23 protein-coding genes and 1 tRNA gene are annotated in these 25,084 nt (G+C 70.9%); 7 read left to right on the forward strand and 17 right to left on the reverse strand.

Annotation, left to right across the window (positions count from 1 at the left end; all coding sequences use genetic code 11):
- The first annotated feature begins 57 nt into the window (after nucleotides 1-57).
- Nucleotides 58-139, forward strand: a tRNA-Leu gene (locus B4915_RS04475).
- A gap of 157 nt (nucleotides 140-296) precedes the next feature.
- A complete protein-coding gene (locus tag B4915_RS04480) occupies nucleotides 297-959 on the forward strand; it encodes an alpha/beta fold hydrolase (protein ID WP_105804644.1) in 663 nt (220 codons plus the stop codon).
- 42 nt (nucleotides 960-1,001) lie between these two features.
- Here B4915_RS04480 and B4915_RS14885 read toward each other — a convergent pair whose 3' ends face one another.
- On the reverse strand, nucleotides 1,002-1,172 hold the full coding sequence (locus tag B4915_RS14885) for a tyrosine-type recombinase/integrase (RefSeq protein ID WP_281258192.1): 171 nt from the start codon (nucleotides 1,170-1,172) through the stop codon (nucleotides 1,002-1,004).
- 377 nt (nucleotides 1,173-1,549) lie between these two features.
- Between B4915_RS14885 and B4915_RS14395 the strand changes: the two genes are divergently transcribed.
- The 5 genes from B4915_RS14395 to B4915_RS04505 all read left to right on the forward strand — a co-directional run bounded on the left by B4915_RS14395 (nucleotide 1,550) and on the right by B4915_RS04505 (nucleotide 5,954).
- Nucleotides 1,550-1,840: a hypothetical protein gene (locus B4915_RS14395; RefSeq protein WP_146120023.1), complete on the forward strand. Its 291-nt coding sequence runs from the start codon at nucleotides 1,550-1,552 to the stop codon at nucleotides 1,838-1,840.
- Between the two features lie 222 nt (nucleotides 1,841-2,062).
- Complete coding sequence (locus tag B4915_RS04490) at nucleotides 2,063-2,668, forward strand: ABC transporter ATP-binding protein (protein WP_245907340.1); 606 nt, start codon at nucleotides 2,063-2,065, stop codon at nucleotides 2,666-2,668.
- Nucleotides 2,665-4,164 carry a hypothetical protein gene (locus tag B4915_RS04495; protein WP_105804646.1) on the forward strand — a complete coding sequence of 500 codons (1,500 nt, stop codon included), beginning with the start codon at nucleotides 2,665-2,667 and terminating at the stop codon, nucleotides 4,162-4,164. The genes B4915_RS04490 and B4915_RS04495 overlap by 4 nt, the downstream gene beginning before the upstream one ends.
- Before the next feature lie 396 nt (nucleotides 4,165-4,560).
- Complete coding sequence (locus tag B4915_RS04500) at nucleotides 4,561-4,893, forward strand: PadR family transcriptional regulator (protein WP_105804647.1); 333 nt, start codon at nucleotides 4,561-4,563, stop codon at nucleotides 4,891-4,893.
- Entirely contained in the window at nucleotides 4,890-5,954 is a 1,065-nt protein-coding gene (locus tag B4915_RS04505) for a permease prefix domain 1-containing protein (protein WP_105804648.1), read from the forward strand. The genes B4915_RS04500 and B4915_RS04505 overlap by 4 nt, the downstream gene beginning before the upstream one ends.
- Here the strand turns inward: B4915_RS04505 and B4915_RS04510 are convergent.
- From B4915_RS04510 to B4915_RS04585, 16 genes are all read right to left on the reverse strand, one after another.
- Nucleotides 5,936-7,426, reverse strand: coding sequence for an MFS transporter (locus B4915_RS04510; protein ID WP_105804649.1), 1,491 nt, complete (start codon nucleotides 7,424-7,426; stop codon nucleotides 5,936-5,938). The two genes, B4915_RS04505 and B4915_RS04510, sit on opposite strands and share 19 nt — an antisense overlap.
- A complete protein-coding gene (locus B4915_RS04515; protein WP_105804650.1) occupies nucleotides 7,423-8,208 on the reverse strand; it encodes an ABC transporter ATP-binding protein in 786 nt (261 codons plus the stop codon). The genes B4915_RS04510 and B4915_RS04515 overlap by 4 nt, the downstream gene beginning before the upstream one ends.
- Nucleotides 8,209-8,219: 11 nt before the next feature.
- Nucleotides 8,220-10,565: an FtsX-like permease family protein gene (locus B4915_RS04520; protein WP_105804651.1), complete on the reverse strand. Its 2,346-nt coding sequence runs from the start codon at nucleotides 10,563-10,565 to the stop codon at nucleotides 8,220-8,222.
- On the reverse strand, nucleotides 10,562-11,194 hold the full coding sequence (locus tag B4915_RS04525) for a TetR/AcrR family transcriptional regulator (RefSeq protein WP_105804652.1): 633 nt from the start codon (nucleotides 11,192-11,194) through the stop codon (nucleotides 10,562-10,564). Before B4915_RS04525 ends, B4915_RS04520 begins: the two co-directional genes overlap by 4 nt.
- 116 nt (nucleotides 11,195-11,310) lie before the next feature.
- Nucleotides 11,311-11,721, reverse strand: coding sequence for an MmcQ/YjbR family DNA-binding protein (locus B4915_RS04530; protein WP_105804653.1), 411 nt, complete (start codon nucleotides 11,719-11,721; stop codon nucleotides 11,311-11,313).
- A gap of 17 nt (nucleotides 11,722-11,738) precedes the next feature.
- Nucleotides 11,739-13,085, reverse strand: coding sequence for a UDP-N-acetylmuramoyl-L-alanine--D-glutamate ligase (murD, locus tag B4915_RS04535; RefSeq protein ID WP_105804654.1), 1,347 nt, complete (start codon nucleotides 13,083-13,085; stop codon nucleotides 11,739-11,741).
- On the reverse strand, nucleotides 13,075-14,382 hold the full coding sequence (locus B4915_RS04540; RefSeq protein WP_105804655.1) for a MurL-like N-terminal domain-containing: 1,308 nt from the start codon (nucleotides 14,380-14,382) through the stop codon (nucleotides 13,075-13,077). Before B4915_RS04540 ends, murD begins: the two co-directional genes overlap by 11 nt.
- A 179-nt stretch (nucleotides 14,383-14,561) precedes the next feature.
- Entirely contained in the window at nucleotides 14,562-17,633 is a 3,072-nt protein-coding gene (locus B4915_RS04545) for an aminotransferase (protein WP_105804656.1), read from the reverse strand.
- 121 nt (nucleotides 17,634-17,754) lie between these two features.
- Entirely contained in the window at nucleotides 17,755-18,369 is a 615-nt protein-coding gene (locus B4915_RS04550; protein WP_105804811.1) for a non-canonical purine NTP pyrophosphatase, read from the reverse strand.
- A 2-nt stretch (nucleotides 18,370-18,371) separates the two neighbouring features.
- Nucleotides 18,372-19,118: a ribonuclease PH gene (gene rph / locus B4915_RS04555; protein ID WP_105804657.1), complete on the reverse strand. Its 747-nt coding sequence runs from the start codon at nucleotides 19,116-19,118 to the stop codon at nucleotides 18,372-18,374.
- 64 nt (nucleotides 19,119-19,182) lie between these two features.
- A complete protein-coding gene (locus B4915_RS04560) occupies nucleotides 19,183-19,809 on the reverse strand; it encodes a ribonuclease HII (protein WP_245907349.1) in 627 nt (208 codons plus the stop codon).
- A gap of 131 nt (nucleotides 19,810-19,940) precedes the next feature.
- Nucleotides 19,941-20,669: a signal peptidase I gene (gene lepB, locus B4915_RS04565; RefSeq protein WP_105804658.1), complete on the reverse strand. Its 729-nt coding sequence runs from the start codon at nucleotides 20,667-20,669 to the stop codon at nucleotides 19,941-19,943.
- 150 nt (nucleotides 20,670-20,819) lie between these two features.
- The gene (gene rplS, locus B4915_RS04570) at nucleotides 20,820-21,167 is read right to left on the reverse strand and encodes a 50S ribosomal protein L19 (protein ID WP_105804659.1); all 348 of its coding nucleotides are present in this window, start codon (nucleotides 21,165-21,167) and stop codon (nucleotides 20,820-20,822) included.
- Nucleotides 21,168-21,312: 145 nt separating this feature from the next.
- Nucleotides 21,313-21,723 (reverse strand): DUF1622 domain-containing protein, encoded by a 411-nt coding sequence (locus tag B4915_RS04575; protein WP_105804660.1) that lies wholly within the window; start codon nucleotides 21,721-21,723, stop codon nucleotides 21,313-21,315.
- A gap of 38 nt (nucleotides 21,724-21,761) precedes the next feature.
- A complete protein-coding gene (locus tag B4915_RS04580; protein ID WP_105804661.1) occupies nucleotides 21,762-23,669 on the reverse strand; it encodes a helicase HerA-like domain-containing protein in 1,908 nt (635 codons plus the stop codon).
- Nucleotides 23,670-23,777: 108 nt separating this feature from the next.
- Nucleotides 23,778-24,974, reverse strand: coding sequence for an acyl-CoA dehydrogenase family protein (locus tag B4915_RS04585; protein ID WP_105804662.1), 1,197 nt, complete (start codon nucleotides 24,972-24,974; stop codon nucleotides 23,778-23,780).
- Nucleotides 24,975-25,084: the final 110 nt, after the last annotated feature.

Below are 25,084 nucleotides of genomic sequence, written 5' to 3' on the forward strand. Positions count from 1 at the left end.
GGCCGCAGCACTCCCCCGGGAGCGCTAAGCTGGGCGCGGTGCCCAGTCGGCACCCGCGCGCGAGTGGCGGAATTGGCAGACGCGCTGGATTTAGGTTCCAGTGACTCCGGTCGTGGGGGTTCAAGTCCCCCCTCGCGCACGCGAATGAAATGGCCCCTGACCTGGGCTAACACTTCCCGGGTCGGGGGTCGTTTGCGTTGGAAGTGCTAGAAAAAGTGCTAAGCGTTGCCGTTGGCGTCATCGTGTTCTAGCGTCTGCGCGCATGGCAGTGTCAGCGCGACCTGAGAACATAGGGCATGTCTTCCGTCCGTTCCGTGGTGTTCCTGCATGGTTTGGCCGAGGTGCCTGGTGTGTGGGATGCGCAGCGTGCCGCCTTGCCATCGGGCTTCGAGGGCGTAGCAGTCGATGTGTTCGACGGAGCTGGCTCGGGTGCGGCATCGGCGTTCAGCCTTGAGGGAGCCTCGGCCCTCGTGGTGGATGAACTCGACCGCTTGGGGATCGAGCAGGCCGATGTGTGCGGCTTGTCGCTCGGAGCGATGATCGCACTGCAACTCGCGCTGGATCATCCGAAACGTGTGCGATCGTTGACGCTGGCCGCGGGCCAGGTGAAGCCGCCGAGGGCGCTCATGGCGGTGCAGTCAGCGGTGATGCGCATGCTTCCGTCATCCGTCTTCGAGAAGCAGGGAGCAGCGAAAGACGTGATGCTCCCCGTGCTGCAAGCGGTCGGCCGAGTGGATTTCTCGGCGCGGCTTGCCGCGGTATCGGTGCCGACGCTCGTGCTGTGCGGTTCCAAGGATCGCCCGAACCTTCCGGCAGCCAGGTGGCTCGCGCAAGGCATCCGCGACGCGCAGTTGCACATCATCCCCGGAGCGGGCCACCAGTCGCACATCCAAGCCCCCGACGAGTTCTCGCGTGCCTTGGGAGCCTTCCTGACCGGGGCTGCCGCAAACGGCAAGTAGCGGGCTCGGGAAACGCTGCACTGTCGGGTGAGGCGTTGTGTCTCAGGAGCTCAGATGCGCAGCGAAGCGGTCGACGGCCGAGCGTTGCATGGTCGGAGTGACGTGGGAGTAGATGTTCATCGTCGTCGTGATCGTTGAGTGACCCAACCGCTCCTGAACGACCTTGGGAGGCTCGCCGAGTTCGAGCAGCAGGGTCGCGTGCGTGTGACGCACCCCTTGATCGTGACCCGGTGCATGGTGTCGTACTTCTTGGTGAGCCAGTTCATGCGGCGATCCCACCGGCTCGTCATCGCATCGAGTGAACGCAGGAGCCCGTCGTCGTCTCCGAATACGTAGGCGTCGGCCTTGGCGAGAGTGAACGAGAGTTCCGCGCGGGCGACCTTGTAGGAGGCGAGCACTTTCAGGGTGTCCTCGTCCACGTCTATCACGCGCGCGTTGCCGGTCTTCGGGGGCTTGGTCCTCCTCCATTCAGAAGAGAAGGCGGTGCGTTTCAGAGAAGGGGCCTCCGTAGGACGGAACGAATCTGGGTCGGCAGCCGCGGTCAGATACTCTGGTGGTGGCTGGAGGTGAGTTTTGTGGAGAAGCGTTGGGTGTCGATCAAGCTCACCTTGCTGTTGCTGTATTTGGGCGTGCTGCCGCTGACTCCTGATGTTCCGCTTCCGTTCGCGTTCGCGTTGTTGGCGCTCGCGCTGGTCGCTGCGGTTCCGCTCTTCCTCCAGTTCGCTCGTACCCTGTCTCACAGGTTCTTCACGCCTGTACAGCCGTCGCTTGTTCGTTCGGCGACACCGGGGGCTTGGCAACTGCGCCGCCCCGTTGCGCCGGGAACGCGGGGAACGGTGCGCTCGCGTGCCCCGTCGGGTCTGCCCGCTGCCCACGGCTAAGTAGCTCGACTCTGGCGCGCTCGCTCATGAGCGCTGAACGTTCGTCGCGCTGTCGTGGGCGGCATCGGTCAGTCCCGAATGCCCGCACGCGACCAAAGGCGAATTGTGCATCCCAAAGATTCTCAATCAAACAAACCTTCTGAGCCTGCTCCTTCGACAGCCAAGAACACCGAAGACCCGGCCCGTGTCTTGCTGTCGCTCGTTGGCGTAGATGCGGTGAGCGTGACAGCCAATGACACGCTCCTGCTCCCATCAACGACGTTCCAGGCCGGAACGGGCCAGGTCGTCGCTTTGCGGGGCGAGAACGGGTCGGGAAAGACGACGCTCCTTCGCGCCGTGGCGGGCCGCATCAGACCGACAACGGGCACCGTGCAGGTGGGCGGCCAGCCAGTGAACGAACGCGATCCCGAGTTCCGGCGCAGGGTGGCAGCCATGATCGGATTGCCGCCAATGGCATCGGACCTGACGGTGTTCGATCATGTCGCGCTCGTAGCCTCGACCTGGGAGACGAGTGCCGGCACGGTGGAGCCGGTGACTCGCCGCGTGCTCGCGGAGTTCGGTCTCACCGCACTGGGGACAAGGTTTCCGCATGAACTTTCCTCCGGACAGACCCAGTTGTTCGGCCTTGCGCTGGTGTTCGTGCGCCCCTTCGACGTGCTCCTTCTCGACGAACCCGAGCAACACCTCGACCCTGGCCGGGTCGAAATGCTCGCACAGGCGATGCTGGAACGCCGAGCAGCCGGGGCAACGATCATCGCGGCTACGCACAGCAGCATCCTCTCGGCTCGCACCGCGGACCTCACCATCACACTCGGGGCGCAACCATGAGCGCCCCGCAGCTGTCGGCGGCATCGACTATCTGGCGGGCGCGGCGAGCACGATCCGGCGGCGATAAGACCTACGCGCTCTATGCCTTCCTCTTGGTCGCCGCGATCGTGATCGTGCCCGTTATCCGTGCCCTGTGGCTGATCGCGAGCAGCCAGGCCGGGCTGGTAGTCCTGACGTCTGCCGACGCTTCCGCCGCGGTGTCGTTGATTCTCGTGGCGCTCTGGGCCGGAGCATTGCTGGCAGGGCGGAAGCGCGGCCCGGCGCTCTTGCCACCGTTCCTGCTGCACGCTCTGACCGGCAGCAGCATCCGCCGCGCCCGCACTCTCCGACGGCCGGTACTCCGCTCAGCGGCGATCATCATCAGCGCCTGCGCTGCCGGAGCCGTGCTCGTAGGAATGGCCCTGCTCGGTGACGGTCACGCACAGCTCGGAGACGTGATCATGTTCGCTGCCGCGGCCGGTGCTGCCGGTGTCGTCACCGCGGTGCTGTGGCTGCTCGGGCAGATCTTCCCCCGCGCTGCGTTCCAGAGTGCGCTCACCATGCTCATAGTTGCGGGAATGAGCTTTTGGATACCGGAGATGCTCACGTTCACGCCATGGGGGTGGGCGGGATCGAGCTATCCGCTATCGGGATCGGGTGTTCTCTCATTGGCGGGCATGGCGGGGCTTGCCTCCGCCTCCATCGTCATGACTCCGGTGCTGCTCAGCCGAGTTACCGGGATGCAACTCAGTACGCAGGCGGCGCAGTGGGAACGGGCTACAGCGTTCTCGTTCTCGTTCGACTTCCGCGCAGCGACGTCCGTCTACGAGTCCGAACCACACCTCGGGCGCAACATCCGCGCCATCAACCCCAGCAGACACCGGTGGGTGACGTTCCTCCTCCGCGATGCGGTCGGACAAGCGCGAACGCCCGGCCGGTCATTCGGAGCCATCACCGCGACCGCCGCAGCCGCAGCCCTGATCACGCTCTCATTCCTACCTGGCGCACCGGCCGCGCTACTCGCAGGTATAGCCGGAGTTGTGATCTACAGCGCGACTGGCCCACTCACCAAAGGGCTCCAGCACGCCGCCTATGTAGCGGGCGACTACCCGCTATACGGCATCAGCGATAGACGCCTCGTTCTCCTTCACACCTTGTTTCCGCTCATGACTCTGCTCGCGGTTCTCACCACGTTTGCAACCATCACTGCATTCGTCACCGGAGTCGCACTCGGGCTTCCGCTGGCCGGAGCGGTCGTGGTCGGTGCCCTCACACTCGCCCTACGCCTCAGCAACGCGTTGAAGGGGCCACTGCCGCCGAGCCTGCTCGCCCCCGTCAATACACCGGCAGGCGACCTCAGCATCGTCATGCAAATCGGCTGGGCACTCAGTGACCCCCTCATCGCGATCCTCGGAGCACTCACCATCACTGTGCTTCCCATCACGCCTATCCCACTCATGACGCTGGCGGCCTGCGTCCCGGTCGTCGTCTTGGTTCGATGGAAGAAGCGACGGTGAACGTGTGGCCGTTGCATTCGCATTCGCAACCACACCGTTCAGCACGGTCGTCAAAAGTGCTAACGAAAGCGCTAAGCAACCTGTATGTCGGGGTGTCGAGGTGGAGTTATCCACAGGTCATATGTCGTAGATCGTTGATTTTATGCGGCAGAACGCTCGTGGCCGATTCGAGGCGCGAGGGGGTCGAGGTCAGTTCAAGTCCCCCCTCGCGCACGCGAATAAAGGGAGGCAGGATCCGCGATCCTGCCTCCCTTTCGCGTTCCCGTGCAGGCGAGGGAGGACGTGAACCCTGCGGCTTCAGCGGCGCGGGAGCGCCGCCGCGAATCGCCCCACGGACGCTTGCCGTACTATCTCAGGCGTAGTATGTTGAAGGGAGCACAAGCGAAGAGAGGGACGATGATCAGCGCGGATGCGATCCGGGGGTACGTCGACCTCATCGTGCTGTCGCTGCTGCGCGAGGGGCCCTCCTATCCCTACGAGCTCGCACAGCGCATCGCCGCGGTCGGCGGCGGCGAGTACGCGATCAAGCAGACCACGCTCTACTCGGCCGTGAAGCGCCTCGAGGCGGGCGGGCTCGTCACCTCGTACCCCGGCGTCTCCCCCACCGGCAAGCCCCGCAGCTACTACCGCATCACCGAGGCCGGCCTCGCCCACCACCTCGCCAAGGTCGAGGAGTGGCGCAGCACCAGATCCCTCGTCGACCGCTTCATCGAAGGAGCCACACCGTGAACGTCATCATCGCCTACCTCGACACGATGTTCAGCGCCTACCCGCAGACGCCGCGCATGATCGAGGCCAAGGCCGAGCTGCAGGGCATGATGGAGGACGCCTACACGAGCCTCATCGCCGAGGGGCGATCCGAGAACGAGGCGGTGGGCCAGGTGATCCGTGACTTCGGCAATCTCTCCGAGCTGGCGCCGGCCCTCGGCATCGCCTCGGACATCACGACCGCGCAGGCCCCGTCGCACCCCGCGCCCGAGCCGGCACCCCGAGTCCACGCCGCGAATGCCCGGCCCGCCCGCCCGCAGCACCCGCCCCTCACCCTCGACGAGGCACAGTCATACGCCGAGGTGCGTCGCCGTGCCCGCTTCCGCCCGGCCCTCGGCGTCGCCATGTTCGTCCTCTCCCCCGCCGCGATCATCACGCTGCCGGTGGCGCAGGAGGCCGGAACGCTCCCGATCTCCCAGGGCGCCGCCGCCTTCCTCGGCATCCTGATCCTGCTCGTGCTCGTCGCCGCCGGCGTGATGCTCTTCGTGTCGGCGTCGCGCGGCACGGCCTCCTTCCGCCGGATCGAGGAGGGGCGCTTCGCCGCCTCGCCCGAGGTCGCCGCCTGGGCGGAGCGTCTCGCGGACGAGCACGATCGCGCACGCGGCCGGGCGCTGCTGATCGCGATCGGGCTGTGGATCCTCGCTCCCGTGCCCGTGATCGCCTTCTCCCTGCTGCTCGACGGCAGCGACGAGCAGGGGCTCTGGTCGTCGCTCGGCGTGGTGCTGCTGCTCGCGATGGTCGCGGCGGGGCTCGCCCTCCTGCTCAGCCAGAGCTGGGCGCGCTCGGCGGCCGAGAAGCTCGGGGCGGGAGGGGCGAGCGCAGACGGCGACGAGGACGAGCGCAGCATCGTGGGCGTCATCGCCGCCGTCTACTGGCCGCTGCTCGCCGCGATCTTCCTCGCCTGGGGCTTCATCGGCAATGCCTGGGGCATCGCCTGGATCGTGTGGCCCATCGGCGCGGTGCTCTTCGGTGCCATCGCGGCGGGCGGCAACGCCCTCGAGAGCTACCGCAAGCGCCGCTGATCCACCGCGGGATCCGCGAGGTCCTCGCCGGAACCGTCACGAGACCGGGATCCGGGATCGGCCGAGGTGAACGCTGCGAGCCGGCGGGAACCACCGAGGCAGAGAGCGGCGACGGCGAGCAGTGCGCCGACGAGCACGATCATCAATCCGATCCCCCGCCCGGGCCCGGTGCCGAGAATGGAGCCGAGGCTCCCGGCGAGCGCCCCCTCCGGCAGGAGCAGCGGACCGAACACCCGGTCGGCGAGCGGTCCGGCGCTCGCGAACGCGGCCACGAAGCCGATGTTGCTGAGCAGGCTGATCAGGCCCCAAGCACGCCCCTGGGCCGCGTTCGGGATCGCCGAGCGGATGAGCACCTCGGCGGGGGTGTTCACGAACGGCAGCGACGCGAAGAAGCAGAATCCCGCCACGGCGATCACGACCGGGTTCGCGGTGATCCCGATGCCCGCGATGCACACCCCCGCGATCCCCAGTCCGATCAGCAGCTCCTGGACATAGCGCGTCGTGACCGTGACGGTCGACAGCACCAGGCTCCCGGCGATCATGCCGGTCGCGGCCACGGTCTGGACGACGCCCAGCGTCTGCGGAGTGGAGAAGGAGAGCATCATCGGGGGGAAGAGCGTCTCCAGGAAACCCACGCAGAAGGTCGCGAGGGCCATGATCCCCACGACCGTGAGGACCCCGGGATGCGCCGTCAGCTCCCGCCAGCCGCGCAGCAGCTCGCGCCCCCGGCGTTCCGCGCGGCGCCGGCCCGCCCGCTCCGGTTGCGGCGCCTGCCGGGCCGCAGCCGAGCTCCGGCGCAGATGCCGTCGCACCGCGAGCGTCGTCGCCACCGTCACCGCGAAGGTCGCGATGTCGAGTACCAGGATTCCCGCGATTCCGAGCAGCGGGTACAGGAAGCCCGCCAGCACCGGTGAGATGAGGTATTTCGAGGAGGCCGCGAGCTGCACCATGCCGGAGGCGCGATCGTAGTGCTCGGCGGGCACGAGATCCGTGACGGTGGCCCGATAGGCGGGATCGAGCAGGCTCCCGAACAGGGACGAGCACAGCACCCCGAGGTAGATCTGCCACGGCGCGACGTCCCCCGCCAGCGCCACCCCCAGGATGTAGGCGAGGCCCAGCATCGAGAGCCCATCTCCCGCGATCATGATGAGCCGGCGGTCGAAGCGGTCGGCGAGCACGCCCGCGAGCGGCGCGAGCAGCGCGGGAGGCAGGAACGCGCAGAGCGTCACGAGCGTCACGCTGGTCGCGGCGCCGGTCCGCTCGAAGAGGTAGGCGGCGAGCCCGAACGCGGTGAGACCGGAGCCGACGTTCGAGACGAACTGGCCCAGCCACAGCACCGAGAAGCGAGCGAGCGAGCGCGTGGAAGCCGCGTCGGACGCTCCCGGCGCCGCGGCTCCCCCGGGCGCCGGATCGGGCGCTCCGGACGGGGACACCGCCGGCCGGGTCCCCGGGGACTGAGGATCGACGCTCATACCCCGGCCCCCAGCAGCCAGCCGCTCAGCCGTTCCTCGCGCTCGTTCATCTCGGAAGGGCCGAGCGCTCCCTCCGGAAGCGCACCGAGCCGCTGCTCCGACACGACCGATCCGTCGCGCATCACGAGGACGCGCTCGGAGCGCGCCGCAACGCGCACATCGTGAGTGACGAGCACGAGGGTCGCGCCCGCGCGGTGCGTCTCGGAGAGCAGCGCGAGCACCTCGGCGGCGGCGGCCTGGTTGAGCGCGCCGGTCGGCTCGTCTCCGAAGAGGATCACGGGATCGTTGATGAGGGCGCGGCAGATCGCGGCCCGCTGCAGCTGGCCGCCCGAGAGCTGGGAGACGCTGCGGTCCGCGAGCTCGTCGATGCCGGTCACGCTCGCCAGCCGGTGTGCGCGGGCGAGGGCGTCGCGGCGCGGCATGGCTGCGAGTACCCCGGGGAGCACGATGTTGTCGAGCAGGCTCAGCGAGGGGAGGAAGGTGGGGTGCTGGAACACGAAGCCGATCCGGCGCAGGCGGATCTCGGATCGCTCGCGCTCGGTGAGTGCGGTGAGCGCGCTCCCGTCGAGGACGACCGTGCCGGAGTCGGGCGCATCGAGTCCGCTGAGGCAGTTCAGCAGCGTCGTCTTGCCGCACCCCGAGGGGCCCATGATCGTGACGAACTCGCCGCGCTCGATGGCGAGCGAGACGTCGTCGAGCGCCGGGCTCGCGGCGGACGAGCCGGAGCGATAGTGCTTGCGCAGGGCGCGAGCGGTGAGCAGCGGGCCGGAGGGGCGGGTCATGGGATCCTCGATCAGAACTCGGTGGGACGGGGGCGTGCCGCCGTCGCGAAGCGCGCGACGATCAGCGTGGCGACGGAAACGGCTGCGACGAGCAGGGCGGGGAGCGCCAGATAGGCGATCAGCGGATCCGGCCGCAGGGCGATGCTGGGCGCTCCGAGCACGGACATGAGGCCGCTCACCAGTGCTTCGCCGAGACTGGCTGCGAGCAGGGTGCCGAGCGCGACGCCGGCGAGCAGCAGCGCGATCAGGCGCACGAGGTACTGCCGGCGCACGAGCCGCACGGGGGCGCCGAGGGCGCGCAGTGCGGCGTTCGCTGCGGCGTCGCGGGCGAGCAGGATCCCCGTGAACATCGCCGCGATCAGGGCGACGACGACGGTGGAGACGGCGAGGGAGGCGCGCACGGCGACGTCGAGCGAGCCGATCGACGGCCCGAGCGTCTGCGACACGTACTCGCGCATGGAGTATCCGCGCAGCCCCGCGAAGGCATCCGCGTAGTCGGAGATGATCCCGTCGAGGACGGCGGGGTCCTCCCGCGTCCCCGCCGCGTCGAAGGGGATGGTGACCCAGATGGCGTCGCCGCAGGACAGCGTCCCCGCGGTCTTCGCGGTGCGGCCCCCGCTCGTGACGTCCTGGTAGACCCCCACCACGGCGGCGTCGCGCCACCCCGCGCCCTCCTGCACGCGAAGCGTGTCGCCCACTGCAGCCTCGAACTCCGCCGCGTTCAGCACCGAGAGCGCCACTTCGCCGCGCGCTGAGGGGGCGCGGCCCTCGAGGTAGCTCACCGGGAAGAGGTCGTGCCGCCCCGTGGTGACGAGGCTCGTCTCCGCTTCGCCCGAGGCCGGCCGGATCGCGCAGCGGGAGGTGGTGAGCAGCGCGGCGCTGGCGATGCGCGGATCCGCTCCGACGCGTGCGATGACCCGCTCGGGCAGGCCGGGGTCCCCCGAGCCGAGGGGCGCGTCGAGCCGCGCCTGCGACGCCCCCACGCCCAGGTATTGCACGAAGCCCGGCGAGCTGACGGTGGTGAGGAAGTTGACCGGGACGACGAGCAGGAAGGCCGCGACGGTGAACACGCCCAGCGGGACGAGATAGGCGCGGGGCCGGAGCTGCAGCTCTCGCACGCCGAGATACCAGGTGACCGGAACGCGGCTGCGCGCCAGTGACCAGCGACGCCAGCGGCCCGCGCTGCGGCCCATCGCACCGTGCCGCAGCGCCTCGCTCGGCGGCACCCGGCCCGCGGCACGCACCGAGATCAGGCACGAGACCGCCACGATCCCGAACATCGCCGCCGAGGCCAGGGAAACGGTGAGCAGCGTGGCGCCCGGGCCCGCCGGGGGTCCGGTGTACAGCAGCGCCTGCTCGGTGAGCACGGGGACGAGCAGCAGGGCTGCGGAGCAGCCCAGCACGGCCCCCGCCCCTGCGAGCAGGAGGTACTTCGCCGCGAAGGCCCGGCTGATGAAGCCCGGCGGCGCTCCGATCGCGCGCAGCACCCCGAGCTCCCGGGAGGCGGCGTGCACCGCCGAGGCGACCGCGAAGCGCAGGCAGATGATGCCGATGACGAGCAGCAGCAGGCTGACGAGCAGCAGCACGACGGCGACCAGGCCCTCGCCGAGGAAGGCCATGGTGCGGAGCAGTGCGGCGTCGACCGCGGGCCCCGACTGCGGCAGGCCTGCGGCGCGGTAGGCGTCCATGAACTCCGTCGTGGAGGCCTCGGGCTGCAGCCTGAACTCGATGAGGTGCTCGGCCGAGGGGATCAGCCCCTCCAGACGCCGCAGGTCCTCGGGGGCGACGACGAAGCGTTTGGAGCTGACGAGGGCCGGGTTCATCTGCGCGTCACGCACGAAGGAGGAGACGAGCAGGCTCAGCTCGCCGGCCCAGGTGTGCACCCGGACCGGGTCGCCGATCCGCAGGCCGTGCCGCAGCATGTCGGAGACCGGCACGCCGATCTGCCCGGGCTCCACCCGCACCGCTGCGTTGTCGAGGTCGAGCAGCAGATCGAAGTCCGGGCTCTGGGTCACGAAGTAGTGATCCACGACCGAAGCGGAATCGGGTGCTGTGGCATCACCGAACCAGAGCTTCTCGCCCGTCGCGACGACGGCCCGCGAGACCATCCAGTCGGCGACCTCGGGCCGGCTCTCCGCGAACTCCGCGATGCGCGCGGTGTCGACATCGCCAGACGTCATCTGCACCACATCGGGCGCGTGCGCGGCAGCGAAGAAACCGTCGACGGCCCCGAGCAGGCGAGCGGCGGTGCCCGCGCCTCCCGCGGCGAGCAAGGTGGTCGCGAAGAAGAGGCCGAGCAGCACGAGGCTCGCGCCGAGGCCTCGGCGCAGATCTCCCGCGAGCAGGCGACGGATCATGAGTGATCGCCGGGAACCGCGGCGATCGCCGCGAAGGCGCCCGGCTCGGTGCCGAGCAGCCGTTCCGCAGCGTCGAGCAGCGCGGCGAACTGGGCGGTGCGCTGTTCAGCGCTCCAGGCGAGTGCCGGATTGTCGAGGAGGGCGTGCGTGGCGGCGAGCAGGATCCGCGTCGCCTCCAGCGGGTGCGCGGTGCGCATCTCCCCCGTGGCGACTCCCTCGTGCACCACCTCGGCGATCACCGGGGCCATGCGCTGCATCAGGTCCTCGAGGGACTTCGCGAACAGGGCCGTGTCGGCCGAGCGGCCGAGCGCGTCGATGAGGGCCGCCTGCTCGGGGTCCTGCGGTGACATGGCCGCGATGCCGGCCATGAACTTCTGCGTCGGGGGCAGGGGCGAGGCGACGACGCCGCGCAGCCCCTCCAGCATCCGGTCGCCGTGGCGGCGGATGAGCGCGTCGAGCACCTCCTCCTTCGAACGGAAGTGGTGGTAGAGGGTTCCGCGCGCGATCCCGACCGCTTCGAGCAGATCCGCGATCGTCGTCGCCTCGTAGCCGCGGGTCACGAAGAGGCGCCCCGCCGCGTCGAGGATCTCGTCGCGGCGCTCGGCCGCCTGCTTCACGATTCGCGCCATGTCGTCCTCCGTTGCCCGGTCGATCCCTACCGACCGACTGTCGGTCTAGTGTAACACGGACGCGAGGACGCACGCAGGCACGGCCGAGCGCGCGTGCCCGCCGAGCGCGGACCGAGCTACTCCGCCGACTGCCCGAAGGTCGCCGGATTCACCGGCCACTGCGACTTCGGGACGTTCTTCTCGAGCACCAGGAGATACGACTCCGTGATCAGGTCCTCGACGAGCTGCGGATCCTGCTCCTGCGCGGCGGCCGGGTCGCCCGCGGCGGGCCGCAGCGAGATCCAGTGCTGCTTGTTCATGTGATACCCCGGCGTGATCCAGCCGTAGGCCTCCCGGAGCACCCGCGCGTCCGCGGGCCGCGCCTTCGCGTTCACGATGCGCTCCCCCGCGTGCTCGGTCAGCAGCAGGAACATCCGTCCCCGCACCTTGTACACCTCGCTCTGCTCCCCGAAGGGGTGCGTCAGCTCGGCGCCCGGCAGCTCGGCCGTGCGCGCGCGGGCCAGCCGGTGCAGCTCCTCTCCGTCCATGCCGCCCCTGCCGCCCGCTAGGCCCGCTCGGCGGCGGCGCGGAAGGCGGCGGCCCGGGCCTCGTAGTCCGCGAACTCGTCGAAGCTGGGGGCGCCGGGCGAGAGCAGGATCACCTCGCCGGGCACGGAACCGGCGCGCGCGCGATCCAGCGCGTCCGCGAAATCGCGCGCGAGCTCGGCACGCGGGAGACGCCCGCCAGCCTCAGCGAGGAGCCTCGCGCCCGAAGGGCCGGTCGCGACGACCCGGACCGGCCCGGCTCCGCCTCCCATGTCCTCGCCCCGCGCCGTGAGGTAGCCGATCAGCGGCGCGAAGGGCAGATCCCGTTCGGCGCCTCCCGCGATCAGCGTCACCCGCGCATCCGCGTAGGCTTCGAGCGCCGCGACCACCGCCTGCGGCGCGGTCGCGAGCCCGTCGTCGACCCACACGCGCCCGTCCGACGAGGGCACCACTTCGAGCCGGTGCTGCAACGGCGCGAAGTCGCGCAGCGCAGCGAGCGCCCGGCCGCGATCCGCGTCCGCCATGTCCGTGTAGGCGTGCAGGGCGGTGAGCGCCAGGGCGGCGTTCGCAAGATTGTGGGCCCCGCGCAGCGGCAGTTCCTCCGCCGAGAGGGCACCCGCGCCGTCCCACTCCAGACGGTCCTCGGAGGCTCGGATGCCGAGCTCGCCCGGTGTGACGATGCGCGTGCGCTCCCCCGCCCGCTCCGCTGCCAGCGCGTGCAGTTCATGCTCGCGCGAGGGCACCACGACCACCTCGGGACCGTGCGCGACGAGGTTCAGCTTGTCGGCGACGTAGCGCTCGTAGCCGCCGTGCCACGGCAGGTGCTCGGGGTAGAGCGAGGTGAGCACCGCGACGCGCGGCGAGGCGGTGAGATCCGAGGCCTGGTAACTCGACACCTCGGTGACTGCGGCCTCGACGGCCGGATCCAGGTCGCCCGCCACCGCGACGCCCACATTACCCGCGAGCACCGCCGAGACGCCGAGCGCCTCGAGCAGGTGTCGGATGAGGCTTGAGGTGGTGCTCTTGCCCTTCGTCCCGGTGACGGCGATGACCCGGTCCGCGTTGTCGTTCAGCCACAGGTCCATGAGCGAGGTGACGGGCACGCCGGCCGCCACGATCCGCTGGAAGTCGGGCGAGGTGCGCGGGATTCCCGGCGACTTCACCACGACCTCCGCGCCGAGCAGCGCCCGCAGCGCGGCGTCCCCCGTCACCGCGGCCGCGCGCAGATCCTCGGGCACGGCCCCGTCCCCGGTCACCGCGATCAGCGTCGGCACGCCCCGCCGGGCCAGCTCCGCGTGCGCGGCCCGCCCCTCGCGGCCCGCTCCCCAGATGACGACGCGGCGGCCGGCGAGCTCGTCAAATCGCACGCGCCACCGCCTCCAGGCGCGGCGACAGGAAGTGCTCGCCGTCGCGCCACGCGAAGACCGCCTCGCGCTCCGCCTCGGACGCGCCGATCCGCGCGACCTCGGGGCGCGCCAGGAAGGCGTGCCCGTGCCAGTCCGCGTGCTCGCGCAGCAGCGACAGCGCCACCCGGCACTCGTCCGGCTCGCCCACGCACTCGAAGGGCTTCACCAGGCCCTCGACCCCGAAGAGCTCCAGGAAGCCCGACGCCTGCGCCTCGTCGGCGAAGAGATCGCGGCCGTCGAAGATGTCGAGCAGCGCCGCCCGCGAGAGGAAGGGCGCCAGCATGAGGAAGATGAAGCGGCACTTGGGGCAGTCGCCGCACCACGACGTCGAGGCTCCGTGAATGCGGAAGGCCCGGTTGCAGCTCGTGAACACGGGATGGTAGTCCGTGAGGCTCGCGAAGCGGCGGGCGATGCGGATCTCGTTCACGGGGCGCAGCAGGGAGACGTAGTCGGGCGCCCCCGCCGGCAGGGTCTCGCGCAGCAGGCCCTCGAACTCGCTGCCCTTCGACCACTGGTGGTTGATGGTGCGCCCGGCCCAGACGAAATTGCCGAAGGACGAGCCAGCCTCGTTGCTGAACACGACCGTGTCATAGCCGAGCGCGAGCGCGGTGAGCTGCGCGATGAGCGAGTTCACGGCGGTCACCGGCACGTGCCCGTTCGGCGCGCCAGCGGCGTTCAGCGCGAAGAGCTCCGGGTCGAGGGTGCGACGGACCTCGTGCAGCGGCAGCCCCGCGACCTCGGCGGTGCGCGCCATGGGCGGCTGCGTGTTGACGGCGAAGAGCCCGAGCTCGAGTCCGTCGCGGCGCAGCGCCTCGATCGACACGATCGAGTCCTTGCCGCCGCCGACGGCGACGAGCAGGCGGCCAGGATCCGGCGATCCTGTACGGGCTCCGGAGGTGCGCGCTTCCTGCTCCCGCTCGGCGGCGCTGGTCGTCTCGGGCCGGGAGGGACCGAGCACCTCGCTCTCCAGCACCTCGGGCAGATCGTTGACGAAGGCGAACTCCCCGAGACCGCCCGCGATGATCGCGCGGGCGAAGGCGCGCTCGGCATCGCTCAGCCCCCCGGGCACCGAGAGCGCGGCCGGCGCGCAGGCCTTGAAGTAGCTGAGCGAGGCCGCCAGCGAGAGCAGCCGCAACACGCCGTCGACCACCGGGGTGCGATCGACGGGGCGCGGCAGCTCGATGTGCTCGGTGAACTCCGCCACCGCCTCCTCGCCCGCGCGAGCCACGTAGCGCAGCTCCACGGTGGCGCCGTGCACACGCGGCTCGACGCAGTCCAGCCGCGTGACGTGCGCCGTCGGCGAGACGGATGCTCGAGCGACGCCCGAGGCGGGTGTCTGAGCGGGGCGGGATCCCGGTGAAATTCCGGGGGCGGGCGAAGGAGACGACGCGGATGCCATGATCCAGCAGTCTACCCGCCCGCCCTCGGCGTTCCCCGTTACCAGCCCTCGCTGAGCACCCGGTCGAGGGCGGCGACGACGAAGTCGGCGCTCTCGGCGGTGAGGCAGAGCGGCGGCTTCACCTTGAGCACATTCGAGCGCTCTGAGGTGGTCAGCACGATCACGCCCAGCTCCCGCAGACGCTCGCAGATCGCGGAGGCCTCGGCCTTCGCGGGCTCCATCGACTCGCGATCCCGCACGAGCTCGACGCCCAGGTACAGGCCTTCGCCGTGCACGGGGCCGATGATCGCGTGCCGCTCGGCCAGCGCGCGGAATCCGTCCGCCAGGCGGCGGCCCACGACGGCTGCGTTCCGCTGCAGCCCCTCCTCTTCCATCGCGTCGAGCACGGCGAGCCCGACCCTGCAGCTCAGCGGGTTGCCGCCCGCCGAGGAGAAGAACTGCCCCTGTGTCGCGAGCGCGTCGGCGATGCGCTTCGAGGTGATGACGCCCCCGATCGGGAAGCCGTTGCCCATGGGCTTCGCGATCGTGATGAGGTCGGGCCGCACCCCCGACTGCTCGAAGCCCCAGAAGCTCGACCCCATCCGCCCGAAGCCGACCTGCACCTCGTCCGCGATGCACAGCCCGCCCGCGGCGCGGACCCGCGCGTAGGCCTCTGCGAGGTAGCCCTCGGGCAGCAGCACACCGCCTGCGTTGCCGAGCACCGACTCGCAGATGAAGGCCGCGACGTCGCGCCCTTCGGTGGCGAGGGCGTCGAGTTCGCGCCCGAGATCGGCGGCGTAGCGCTCGCCCACGGTGCGATCGTCCGCCTCGCCACGGTAGCTGCCGCGGAAGCGGTTCGGCACGTCCGCGACGTGGATCCAGTCGGGCCGGTTCTCCAGCGCGTAGGGATTGTCGTAGGCGCTCGTCGTCACAGCGTCGCTCGCCATCGTCCAGCCGTGGTAGGCCTCGCGCAGCGCGACCACCGTCTTGCGGCCAGTGGCCGCCTGCGCGAGCCGCAGTGCCAGGTCCACGGCCTCCGAGCCGGAGTTCACGAGCAGCACCGTGTCCAGCCCCGAGTCCTCGGGCAGCAGCGCCAGCAGCCGCTCGCTGTACTCGGCGAGCTCCCGGTACAGGAAGCGCGAGTTGGTGTTGAGGATGCGGATCTGCCGGTTCACCGCGTCGGCGACGCCCGGGTGACCGTGGCCGAGGCCGGTGACGTTGTTCACGACGTCGACGTAGGCGCGTCCGGTCGTGTCGATGAGGTGGTGCCGCCAGCCGCGCTCGATCTGCATGGGGCGCTCGTAGTAGCGCTCCTGCGCGCTCGCGAAGATCCGCTCGCGGCGCGCCTGCTCCTCGGCCGATTCGTCGCGCTGCGCAAGTCCGGGCAGCCGCAGCATCGCCGCGGGGTCGCGGGTGAAACGGGACCAGGCGGGCACGCGCTCCGGGACGACGAGCTGCGCGCGGCCCGGCGCCGGAACATCGAGGGAGAGGATCGGGGGCGCAGCGCCGTCGATGGCGTCCGCCCGGCAGAGCGTCACCGTCAGGGGCCGCGGACCGGCCGCCGCGTCGAGGCTGGCGATGCGGGTGCCGGGCTGCACCTGGTCGCCCGCGGCGCACTCGGCGGTGACGCCGTCGATCGAGAGGCACCAGTCGCCGCCGAGCTGGAGCAGCACGCCGCGCTCCGTCGCAACGGCCACCTCGGCCGCGACCGGGGCGGTCACGGCGAGCGCATCGCCGCCGGCCACTACCGCCTCGGTGCCGATCGGCCAGTTCGCGGCGGCGTCGGCGGCGTCCAGGACGGTGCGCGTCAGTCGGTAGACGCCGTAAGGCAGGACCGCCGCAGCCGCCCCCGCGTCCAGGGCGTCCGCGACGAGGCGATCCTCGGCGTCCGCGGCGAGCCACCGGCCCGCGTCGAGGGCGCAGCTCTCGATCCCGGGATCGAGGACCTTGACCTCTCCCTCCAGCCCGGGCAGCAGCGAACGCAGCGGCAGCGCCCCCCGCTCGCGCAGCTCCTCGGAGCCGAGCACGGCCTCTGCCGTGTCCTCCGGGGCGGCGGGCGTCGGCGTTGCGGGAAGGCGCAGCCCCGTCCCCTCGGCCACTCCCGCGAATCCCAGCCGGGCGAGCACCTGCTCGGTCATCTCGGCGAGCGGCAGCGCGGTCGCCGCATCGAAGATCGCCTGCTCCCCCGCGATGCGCTCGCGTGCGTAGTCGTTGCCGCCGTCGATCTCGAGCTGCCGCCAGCCGCTCGCCACGAGGACCGCGCCGCGCAGCACGATCAGCGGCCAGACCGCGCGCGCCTCCGCCGCCGACAGCGGCGCGCCGGCGTGGAATGCCTCGACGGTGTCGAGCACGCGCAGCGGCCGATCCGGCTCGTGATGCAGCATCGAGGAGGCCGTCACCGCGAGCTCGGCCACGCGCCAGCCGTAGGCCAGGTCGCCCAGGTCGAGCACGGTGCGCGGGTGGAGGCGGGTGTCGTCCCCGCGCACCCCGGTGACGTTGTCGTCGGTGAGGTCGCCGTGGATCGCCTGCACCGGCAGCGCCGGGGCGACCGCGTCGAGCGCGGCCTGCGCCTCCGCGGCCGCGGCGAGCACGCGCTCGCGGAGCGCCTCGTCCGTGATCGCGGGCGAGAGCTTCACGGTCTCGGCGTGGGCGACCGCCATCACCCACATGTGCTCGCGGTCGAGGCCCGGGTGCGCGAGGCTCGCGAGCGCGTTGACCGAGGCGGCGGCGAGGGCGCCGAACTCGCGCAGCACGACCGGCGCGAAGTAGCCGGCGTCGACCATCGGCTCGCCCGGCGCGAACTCGCTCCGGCGCACCGTGTGGCCGCCCGAGCTGCGCTGGGTGAGCCGTCCGTCGAGCCCCGGCAGCACCGCCGGGACGGCGACGCCCGACGTCCGGTACGCCTCCAGCGCCGCGTGCTGGGCGTCGCGCGCCGCGTCGGCGAACACGGGGTTGTCGACGCGCAGCACGCTGCGCGCGCCGTCCGCAGCTTCGAGCACGAAGTTGCGGTCCTGATTGCTGCCGAGCTCCGTCGCGGTGACCTCGATGCCGTAGCACTCGAGCGCGATCTGCGCGGCCTGTTCTGCGGTGACGTCGGGGCGCACGAGACCGCCCGTCTGCTGCTCCACCATTGCTGGGGTTCTCCACTTCTGGAAGGGTTGCGTACCTCGTGTGTTGGGTGCCGCGTCGCAGCTGCGGGGCACTCTGGCCCGGGTCATGGGACCCACAAGCCGTGGTCTGGGTCGGGCCGGATCAGCCGGCCGCGAGACGCTCCCGGATCTCGGGCGCGAGAGCGCCGAAGGCGCGGGTGCGATGCGAGAGCAGATCCTTCTCGGCGCCCGTGAGCTCCGCGGCGGATCGCGTCTCCCCCTCGGGCTGGAAGATCGGATCGTAGCCGAAGCCGTGCTCGCCGGCGGGCTCGCGCAGCACGCGCCCCGGCCACACGCCCAGCTCGCAGATCTCCTCGCCGGCCGTCCCGTTCACGGGCGGGAGGGCGAGGGCCGCGGCGCAGACGAATCCCGCGGAGCGGTGCTCGTCGGCGACGTCGCTGAGCTGCCAGAGCAGCAGTTCGACGTTGCGGGCGTCACTGCGCTCGGGTCCGCCCCAGCGCGCGGAGAAGATGCCGGGGCAGCCACCGAGCACGTCGACGGCGATGCCCGAGTCGTCCGCGATGGCGGGCAGCCCCGTGTGCGCGGCGGCGGCGCGCGCCTTGATGAGGGCGTTCTCCTCGAAGCTCAGGCCGTCCTCGACGGGCTCGGGGCCGTCGTAGCCGATGAGCTCGATGCCGGGGATCAGCGGCCCGAGGATCCGGCGCAGCTCTTCCAGCTTGTGCGCATTGTGCGAGGCGAGCACGAGGGTGCGGGTCACGGTCACCGCCCCTCGGCCAGGGCGGCGCGCTGCAGCTCGGCCAGCTCAGCGGTGCTGACGAGCGCGATGTCGAGCAGCGCGTCGAGCTCGGCGCGCGAGAAGGGCTTGCCCTCGGCGGTGCCCTGCACCTCGACGAACTCGCCGGAGCCGGTGACGACGACGTTCATATCGGTCTCGGCCCGTGAGTCCTCGACGTAGGCGAGGTCGCTCATGGGCACGCCGTCGACGATGCCCACGGAGACGGCGGCAACGCTGTCCGTCAGCGGCCGGGAGCTGCGCGGCACGTGCCCCTGCGCGCGCGCCCACTCGACGGCGTCCGCGAGCGCGACGTAGGCACCGGTGATCGATGCGGTGCGGGTGCCGCCGTCGGCCTGCAGCACATCGCAGTCGATGACGATGGTGTTCTCGCCGAGCGCCTTCGTGTCGATCACCGCGCGGAGGCTGCGGCCGATGAGGCGAGAGATCTCGTGGGTGCGCCCGCCCATGCGCCCCTTCACCGATTCGCGCTGCATGCGCTCGTTGGTGGAGCGCGGCAGCATCGAGTACTCGGCGGTGACCCAGCCGGTGCCGCGACCGGTCAGCCAGCGCGGCACTCCGGGCGTGAAGGAGGCGGTGCACAGCACCTTCGTGCGGCCGAAGGAGATGAGCGCGCTGCCCTCCGCCTGCGCGCTCCAGCCGCGCTCGATGGTCACCGGACGGGTCTGCGCGGGGGTGCGCCCGTCGGCGCGAAGATCAGCTGTCGAACTCATCCCACCAGGCTACCGCGAGGAACCCGCCGCGGACCATCGGCCGCGCGGAAGCCGGACGCATGCTTCAGGCGGCCGGTGCCCGCTTGATCCAGCTGCTGCGGTGCAGGGCCGTGAGTCCGTGACGGGCGATGCCCTCGTAGTGACTCCGGCATCCGTACCCCTTGTTCGAATCCCAGCCGTAGCCGGGGTGCGCCTTGTGCGCCTCGCGCATCACCGCGTCGCGTGCCACCTTGGCGCGCACGGAGGCCGCCGCGACGCTCGCGCAGGAGCGATCGGCCCCGACTCGGGTGCGCACGTCGAGGGGGCGGCGGAGCGCCGCCGACAGCCAGTCGTGCGCGCCGTCGAGCAGGATCACGGCGCGGTCCACCGGCACGCCGTCCGCGTGCAGCGCGAGCAGTGCGCGCCGCGCCGACTCCCCCAGCATCGCGCCGATCCCGCGCGCATCGATCTCCTCCGCGCTGGCGAAACCGACCGCGCCGGCGCCCCATTCGGCGACGAGCGGCGCGATCGCCTCACGGCGCTTCTCGCTGAGCAGCTTCGAGTCCCGCAGGCCTGCGGGAAACCCGTCCGTGCCCGCGAGCACCGCGTGCGCCCCGACCGCGACCGGGCCCGCGATCGCGCCGCGTCCCACCTCGTCGATGCCGATCACGAGCGTCGCCCCCGCCGCGAACAGCTCCGCCTCGACCGTCAGGGTCGGATCCTTCGAAACCGCATCGGCGGGCCTCGATCCCGAGCCACCCCCGCCCGGGCTCCGCGAACCCGCTCTGCCACTCAGCGCTGCCGCCCCGGTGCGGCGCGTGCCCGGACTCGTCGCCGCGCCGCTCACTCGCCCGCTCGCGCGCGCGCCTCTTCGACCCCCGTGAAGGTGCCGTCCGGCCTGCCCAGCCACTGGAAGCGGCTCAGCGGCCAGTTGAGCACGAAGGCCCGGCCCACGATCTCGCTCTCGGGCACGAAGCCCTTGCCCGGCTGATCCTGGTTGTAGCGCGAGTCCTTGCTCTGGTAGCGGTTGTCACCCATCACCCACACGGATCCCTCGGGGACGGTGACGTCGAAGTCGATCGCCGAGGCGCGCGTCTCGCCCTCGGGGATCACGATGTACGGCTCGTCGAGCGAGACGCCGTTGACCTGCACGCGCCCCTGGGCGTCACAGCACTGCACCCGGTCGCCGCCGACGCCGATCACCCGCTTCACCACGTACTCGTGGCTGGTGTCCGCTGCGAGACCGACCGCCTGCAGCACCTTCTCGAAGCCCTGCGGCGGGTTGGAGCTGCGCGGCAGCAGCCAGCCGCCGGGATCCTTGAACACGACGATGTCGCCCCGCTGCACGCCCACCACATCGGGCACGAGCTGATTGACGAGGATCCGGTCGTTCACCTGCAGCGTCTGCTCCATCGACACGGAGGGAATGTAGAAGCTGCGCACCAGGAAGGTCTTCAGCAGGAAGGAGACGAGGAACGCGACCAGCAGGATGACGAGCAGGTCGCGGAGGAAGACCAGCAGCCCGGATCGGCGCTGCCGCCTGTCGCCCTCGGCCGCGTGCGCTTCGCTCATGGGCACCCTCTCGGTGTGGCGGGCCGGGCCGGTGCGCAGCGCCGAACCCGGAATTGCAGTGTGGAAACACCTCAGGCTCCCACCCGCGACCGGGGGGAGCCTGAGAGCGGTGCGAGCATCGCGTGTCGCGGCCCGCGGGAGTCGAGACGATCAGGCGTCGCGCTTCTCCTTGATCTTAGCCTTCTTGCCGGTGAGGCCGCGCAGGTAGTAGAGCTTCGCGCGGCGCACGTCGCCGCGGGTGACGACCTCGATCTTGTCGATGGCCGGCGAGTGCACGGGGAACTTGCGCTCCACGCCCACCTGGAAGCTGATCTTGCGCACCGTGAAGGTCTCGCGCACGCCCTCGCCGTGGCGGGCGATGACGACGCCCTGGAAGACCTGGACGCGCGAGCGGTTGCCCTCGACGATGTTCACGTGCACCTTGACGGTGTCACCGGCGCGGAACTCGGGAATGTCGCTCTTCAGGGAGGCGGCGTCGAGGTGGTCGAGCTTCTGCATGGTTGTCTACTCTCTGCGCCCGCCGCAAGTCGGGATCGCGGATATCGAAAAGTACTGGTGGTGAGGCTCACGGTTCGTGCGGACCCTCGCGGCAGTGCCGCACCGTGGCACAAGGATCAATTATGGCACACTCCGCAGCGAGCGTTCACGCGCCGCGCTCCCTCGAATGCCCGCCGCGGGATGCCTCCGCGGCGATGACGGCGGCTCCGCTCGTCAGGAGTGCGCGCCGCCACGGGAGCGTCCCCTCGATCTCGATCTGGATCGACATGCTGAGCACGGTGCGGATGACGACGATGAGGCCGAGCACGGCGGCGTCCTGCAGCGTCGGCGTGGAGATGGTGCGGATGATGTCCGCGGCGACGAATATCTCGAGTCCGAGCAGGATGGAGCCGCCGATCGTCGTGCGCAGGGTCTGGAATGCGGCGGTCGCACCAGCCCCGCGCAGGAGCGCTCGCGCCGCGAGCACGGCTGCGACGGCGAAACCGGCGACGACGGCGAAGATCCCGATCGCCTCGATCACCACCACGATCCCGGTGAACAGCTCCTCCGCCTCCATGTCATCAGCGTAGCCTCGGAGCGCCGCGGGCGCGGCCCTCAGCGTCTGAAGAGGCTCCGGAGCAGCTGGTTGACAACGGTGCGGGCGCCCGAGGTGACGACCGAGCTGAGGCGGTCGGCGGCCTTCTTCGCGGCGGCGTTGCGCTCGCGCTCCTTGCGCGCCGCCTCCTGCTCGCGCTTGCGCTGGGCCGCAGCAGCCTCGCGCTCCGCCTGCTTCGCGGCGGCGATGGCGGCCTTCTCCGCCTGCTTCGCCTCGGCCGCGAGCTGACGCTGACGTTCCGCCTCCGCCTCCGCCTGGGCACGTTCGGCAGCGGCCTCCTCGGCGCGCTCGGCCAGCATCTCGGCGGCCGAGTGCTCGTCGATCGCCTCCCCGTACTTCGCCCGCAGCGGTGAGGCGAGCACCGCGGCCTGCATGCTCACAGCGGGGAGCGGCTCCATCGAGCCCTGCGGTGCGCGCAGACGGGTCCAGGCGACCGGGGTCGGAGCGCCGTTCTCACCCATGACCGTGACGATGGCCTCGCCGGTGCCCATTGCCTGCAGCACCTCCGCGAGGTCGTAACCCGATTTCGGGTAGGTGGAGACCGTCGCCTTGAGCGCTTTCGCGTCGTCGGGGGTGTGCGCCCGCAGGGCATGCTGCACGCGGGATCCGAGCTGCGCGAGCACGTCTCCCGGCACGTCCTTCGGCGTCTGCGTGACGAAGAACACCCCGACGCCCTTCGAACGGATCAGCCGCACGGTCTGCGTGATCTGCTGCAGGAACGCCTTCGAGGCGTCGGCGAAGAGCAGATGGGCCTCGTCGAAGAAGAACACCAGTCTCGGCTTGTCCTGGTCCCCGACCTCGGGCAGCGTGTCGAAGAGTTCGGCGAGCAGGTACATGACGAAGGTGGAGAACAGCGTCGGCCGGTCCTGCACGCCCGGCACCTCGAGGAGGGTGACCATGCCGGTGCCGTCGGGGGCCGTGCGCAGCAGATCGAGGGGGTCGAAGGCGGGCTCGCCGAAGAAGACGTCGGCGCCCTGCCCCGCGAACGCGATGACATTGCGCTGGATCACGCCCACCGTCTGCTTCGACAGGCCGCCGATCGCCGCGATCTCGGCCTTGCCCTCCTCTCCCGTGAGGTAGGCGAGCAGCGCCTGCAGATCGGCCAGCTCGATGAGCGGCAGTCCTCGCTCCTTCGCGTAGTGGAAGACGAGGCCGAGGCTCGACTCCTGGGTCGGGTTGAGGCCGAGCACTTTGGAGAGCATCACCGGACCGAAGCGCTCGATCGAGGTGCGGATTGGCGCGCCGACGCCCATGCCTCCCAGGGTGAGGAACTCGGCCTGCGTGGCGTGCGGCTGCCAGTCCTGACCGATCCCCGCCGTCCGGCCGAGGAGCTTCTCATTCGGCTCGCCCGGGGCGGCCATGCCCGAGAGGTCGCCCTTGATGTCGACCGCGAAGACGGGCACCCCGTTCGCCGCGATCTGCTCAGCGAGTCCCTGCAGCGTGCGCGTCTTACCGGTGCCGGTGGCGCCGGCAATGAGACCGTGACGGTTGAGCATGCTGATCGGGATCGTGATCTGCGCATCTGCCCGAGGCCCGCCGTTCACCAGCGCACCCACGTGCAGCAGCGTCGGACCGCCGTCCACCGCAGCCGGGTACCCGGCGCGGATCACCGCGACCTCTTCCTCGCTCAGCGGCCCGGCGGGACCGGCGGACTCCGCCGTCTCCGGTGCTGCGGGGGCAGGCTCGGCATCCGCAGCCGGGCCGGCGTCCATCGCGGCCGGCGCCGCGGCCGGCGCCTCCCCCGACGCAGCCGCTTCCCGTGCCGCGGCCTCCGCCGCAGCGCGGGCGGCCGCCTCGGCCTTTGCGATCGCGGCCTGCAGTTCCTCCTGCGCGAGCCGCGCCGCCTCGGCCGCCTCCGCCGCACTCACCGCCGCATTGCCGTCGTCCGGCTGAGATTTCGCGCCCATGCTGCTCTCCTTCGCGGGCCCGCGGAGCCGAGGCCCCGTTCCGGGCCCCGCGCTCAGTCAGGCATAGGCTAGCAGCCCCGATGGGATCACGGCGAGGACGCCGCCGGCTCAGCGGAACGCGGACTCGCCCGTGAGCGCCTGACCCAGCACGAGGGTGTGCATCTCGGCCGTGCCCTCGTAGGTGAGCACCGACTCGAGGTTGTTCTGGTGCCGGATCACCGGGTACTCGAGCGAGATGCCGTTGGCCCCGAGGATCGTGCGGGCGGTGCGGCAGATCTCGAGCGCCTCGCGCACGTTGTTCAGCTTCCCGATGCTGACCTGCTCCGGGCGCAGCCGGTCGGCGTCCTTCCGGCGGCCGAGGTGCACGGCGAGCAGGTAGCCCTTGATGTACTCCAGGGACATGTCGGCGAGCTTCTGCTGCGTCAACTGGAACGCGGCGATCGGCTTCCCGAACTGGATGCGATCTTTCGCGTAGGCGCGCGCGGTCTCGATGCTGGAACGCGCCGCGCCGAGCGCACCCCAGACGATGCCGTAGCGCGCCTCGTTGAGGCACGACAGCGGCCCCTTCAGTCCCCGCGCCTCCGGCAGCATCGCCGACTCCGGCAGCCGCACCCCGTCGAGCACGAGCTCACCCGTGGCCGAGGCGCGCAGCGACAGCTTGTGCGTGATCTCGGGAGCCGAGAAGCCCGGCGTGCCCGCCGGCACGACGAAGCCCCGGACACCCTCGTCGGTCTGCGCCCACACCACGGCCACGTCGGCGTAGGGGGCGTTCGAGATCCACATCTTGCGCCCGCTGAGCACCCAGTCGGAGCCGTCGCGGCGGGCGCGCGTCTGCATGCTGGCCGGGTCGGATCCGGCATCGGGCTCGGTGAGGCCGAAGCACCCGATCGCCTCGCCGGCCGCCATGCGCGGCAGCCACTCCTGCTTCTGCTCCTCCGAGCCCCACCGCCAGATCGCGAACATCGCGAGCGAGCCCTGCACCGACACCAGCGAGCGGAGCCCGGAGTCGGTGGCCTCGAGCTCGAGGCAGGCCAGCCCGTACTCCACCGCGCTCATGCCCGCGCAGCCGTAGCCTTCGAGGTGCATGCCGAGCACGCCGAGCGAACCGAGCTCTCGCGTGAGCTCGCGGATGTTCGGGATGCCGCCGTTCTCGAACCACTCGGCGATGCAGGGCTCTGCGACGGCGTCGAGCACCTCGCGCACCGCAGCGCGGATGGTCTTCTCGTCCTCGCTGAGTAGTTCGTCGAGGCTCGCCGGGTCGGTCGGGTCGATCGGGGGCAGTGTGGTGGGGTCCAGGTGCGTCATTGCGTTCCTCTATCCGTTGCCTGTCAGGAATCCTGCAATGATGCTATGGGATTGAGGAGCGATGCGCGAACGGCCGACGGCCGTTTTCCTCTGCGATGCCCTGGCCTGCG

The sequence above is a fragment of the Leucobacter massiliensis genome, assembly GCF_002982315.1.
Lineage (GTDB): Bacteria > Actinomycetota > Actinomycetes > Actinomycetales > Microbacteriaceae > Leucobacter > Leucobacter massiliensis.

Excerpts from the sequence above, each read along its gene's own strand:
- B4915_RS04480 (WP_105804644.1), top strand. The coding sequence starts at position 297 with ATGTCTTCCGTCCGTTCCGTGGTGTTCCTGCATGGTTTGGCCGAGGTG.
- rph (WP_105804657.1), bottom strand. The coding sequence starts at position 19,118 with ATGAGTTCGACAGCTGATCTTCGCGCCGACGGGCGCACCCCCGCGCAG.
- B4915_RS04580 (WP_105804661.1), bottom strand. The coding sequence starts at position 23,669 with ATGGGCGCGAAATCTCAGCCGGACGACGGCAATGCGGCGGTGAGTGCG.
- lepB (WP_105804658.1), bottom strand. The coding sequence starts at position 20,669 with ATGAGCGAAGCGCACGCGGCCGAGGGCGACAGGCGGCAGCGCCGATCC.
- B4915_RS04525 (WP_105804652.1), bottom strand. The coding sequence starts at position 11,194 with ATGGCGCGAATCGTGAAGCAGGCGGCCGAGCGCCGCGACGAGATCCTC.
- B4915_RS04545 (WP_105804656.1), bottom strand. The coding sequence starts at position 17,633 with ATGGTGGAGCAGCAGACGGGCGGTCTCGTGCGCCCCGACGTCACCGCA.
- B4915_RS04585 (WP_105804662.1), bottom strand. The coding sequence starts at position 24,974 with ATGACGCACCTGGACCCCACCACACTGCCCCCGATCGACCCGACCGAC.
- B4915_RS04515 (WP_105804650.1), bottom strand. The coding sequence starts at position 8,208 with ATGACCCGCCCCTCCGGCCCGCTGCTCACCGCTCGCGCCCTGCGCAAG.
- B4915_RS04520 (WP_105804651.1), bottom strand. The coding sequence starts at position 10,565 with ATGATCCGTCGCCTGCTCGCGGGAGATCTGCGCCGAGGCCTCGGCGCG.
- B4915_RS04530 (WP_105804653.1), bottom strand. The coding sequence starts at position 11,721 with ATGGACGGAGAGGAGCTGCACCGGCTGGCCCGCGCGCGCACGGCCGAG.
- B4915_RS04495 (WP_105804646.1), top strand. The coding sequence starts at position 2,665 with ATGAGCGCCCCGCAGCTGTCGGCGGCATCGACTATCTGGCGGGCGCGG.
- B4915_RS04510 (WP_105804649.1), bottom strand. The coding sequence starts at position 7,426 with ATGAGCGTCGATCCTCAGTCCCCGGGGACCCGGCCGGCGGTGTCCCCG.
- B4915_RS04575 (WP_105804660.1), bottom strand. The coding sequence starts at position 21,723 with ATGGAGGCGGAGGAGCTGTTCACCGGGATCGTGGTGGTGATCGAGGCG.
- rplS (WP_105804659.1), bottom strand. The coding sequence starts at position 21,167 with ATGCAGAAGCTCGACCACCTCGACGCCGCCTCCCTGAAGAGCGACATT.
- B4915_RS04500 (WP_105804647.1), top strand. The coding sequence starts at position 4,561 with ATGATCAGCGCGGATGCGATCCGGGGGTACGTCGACCTCATCGTGCTG.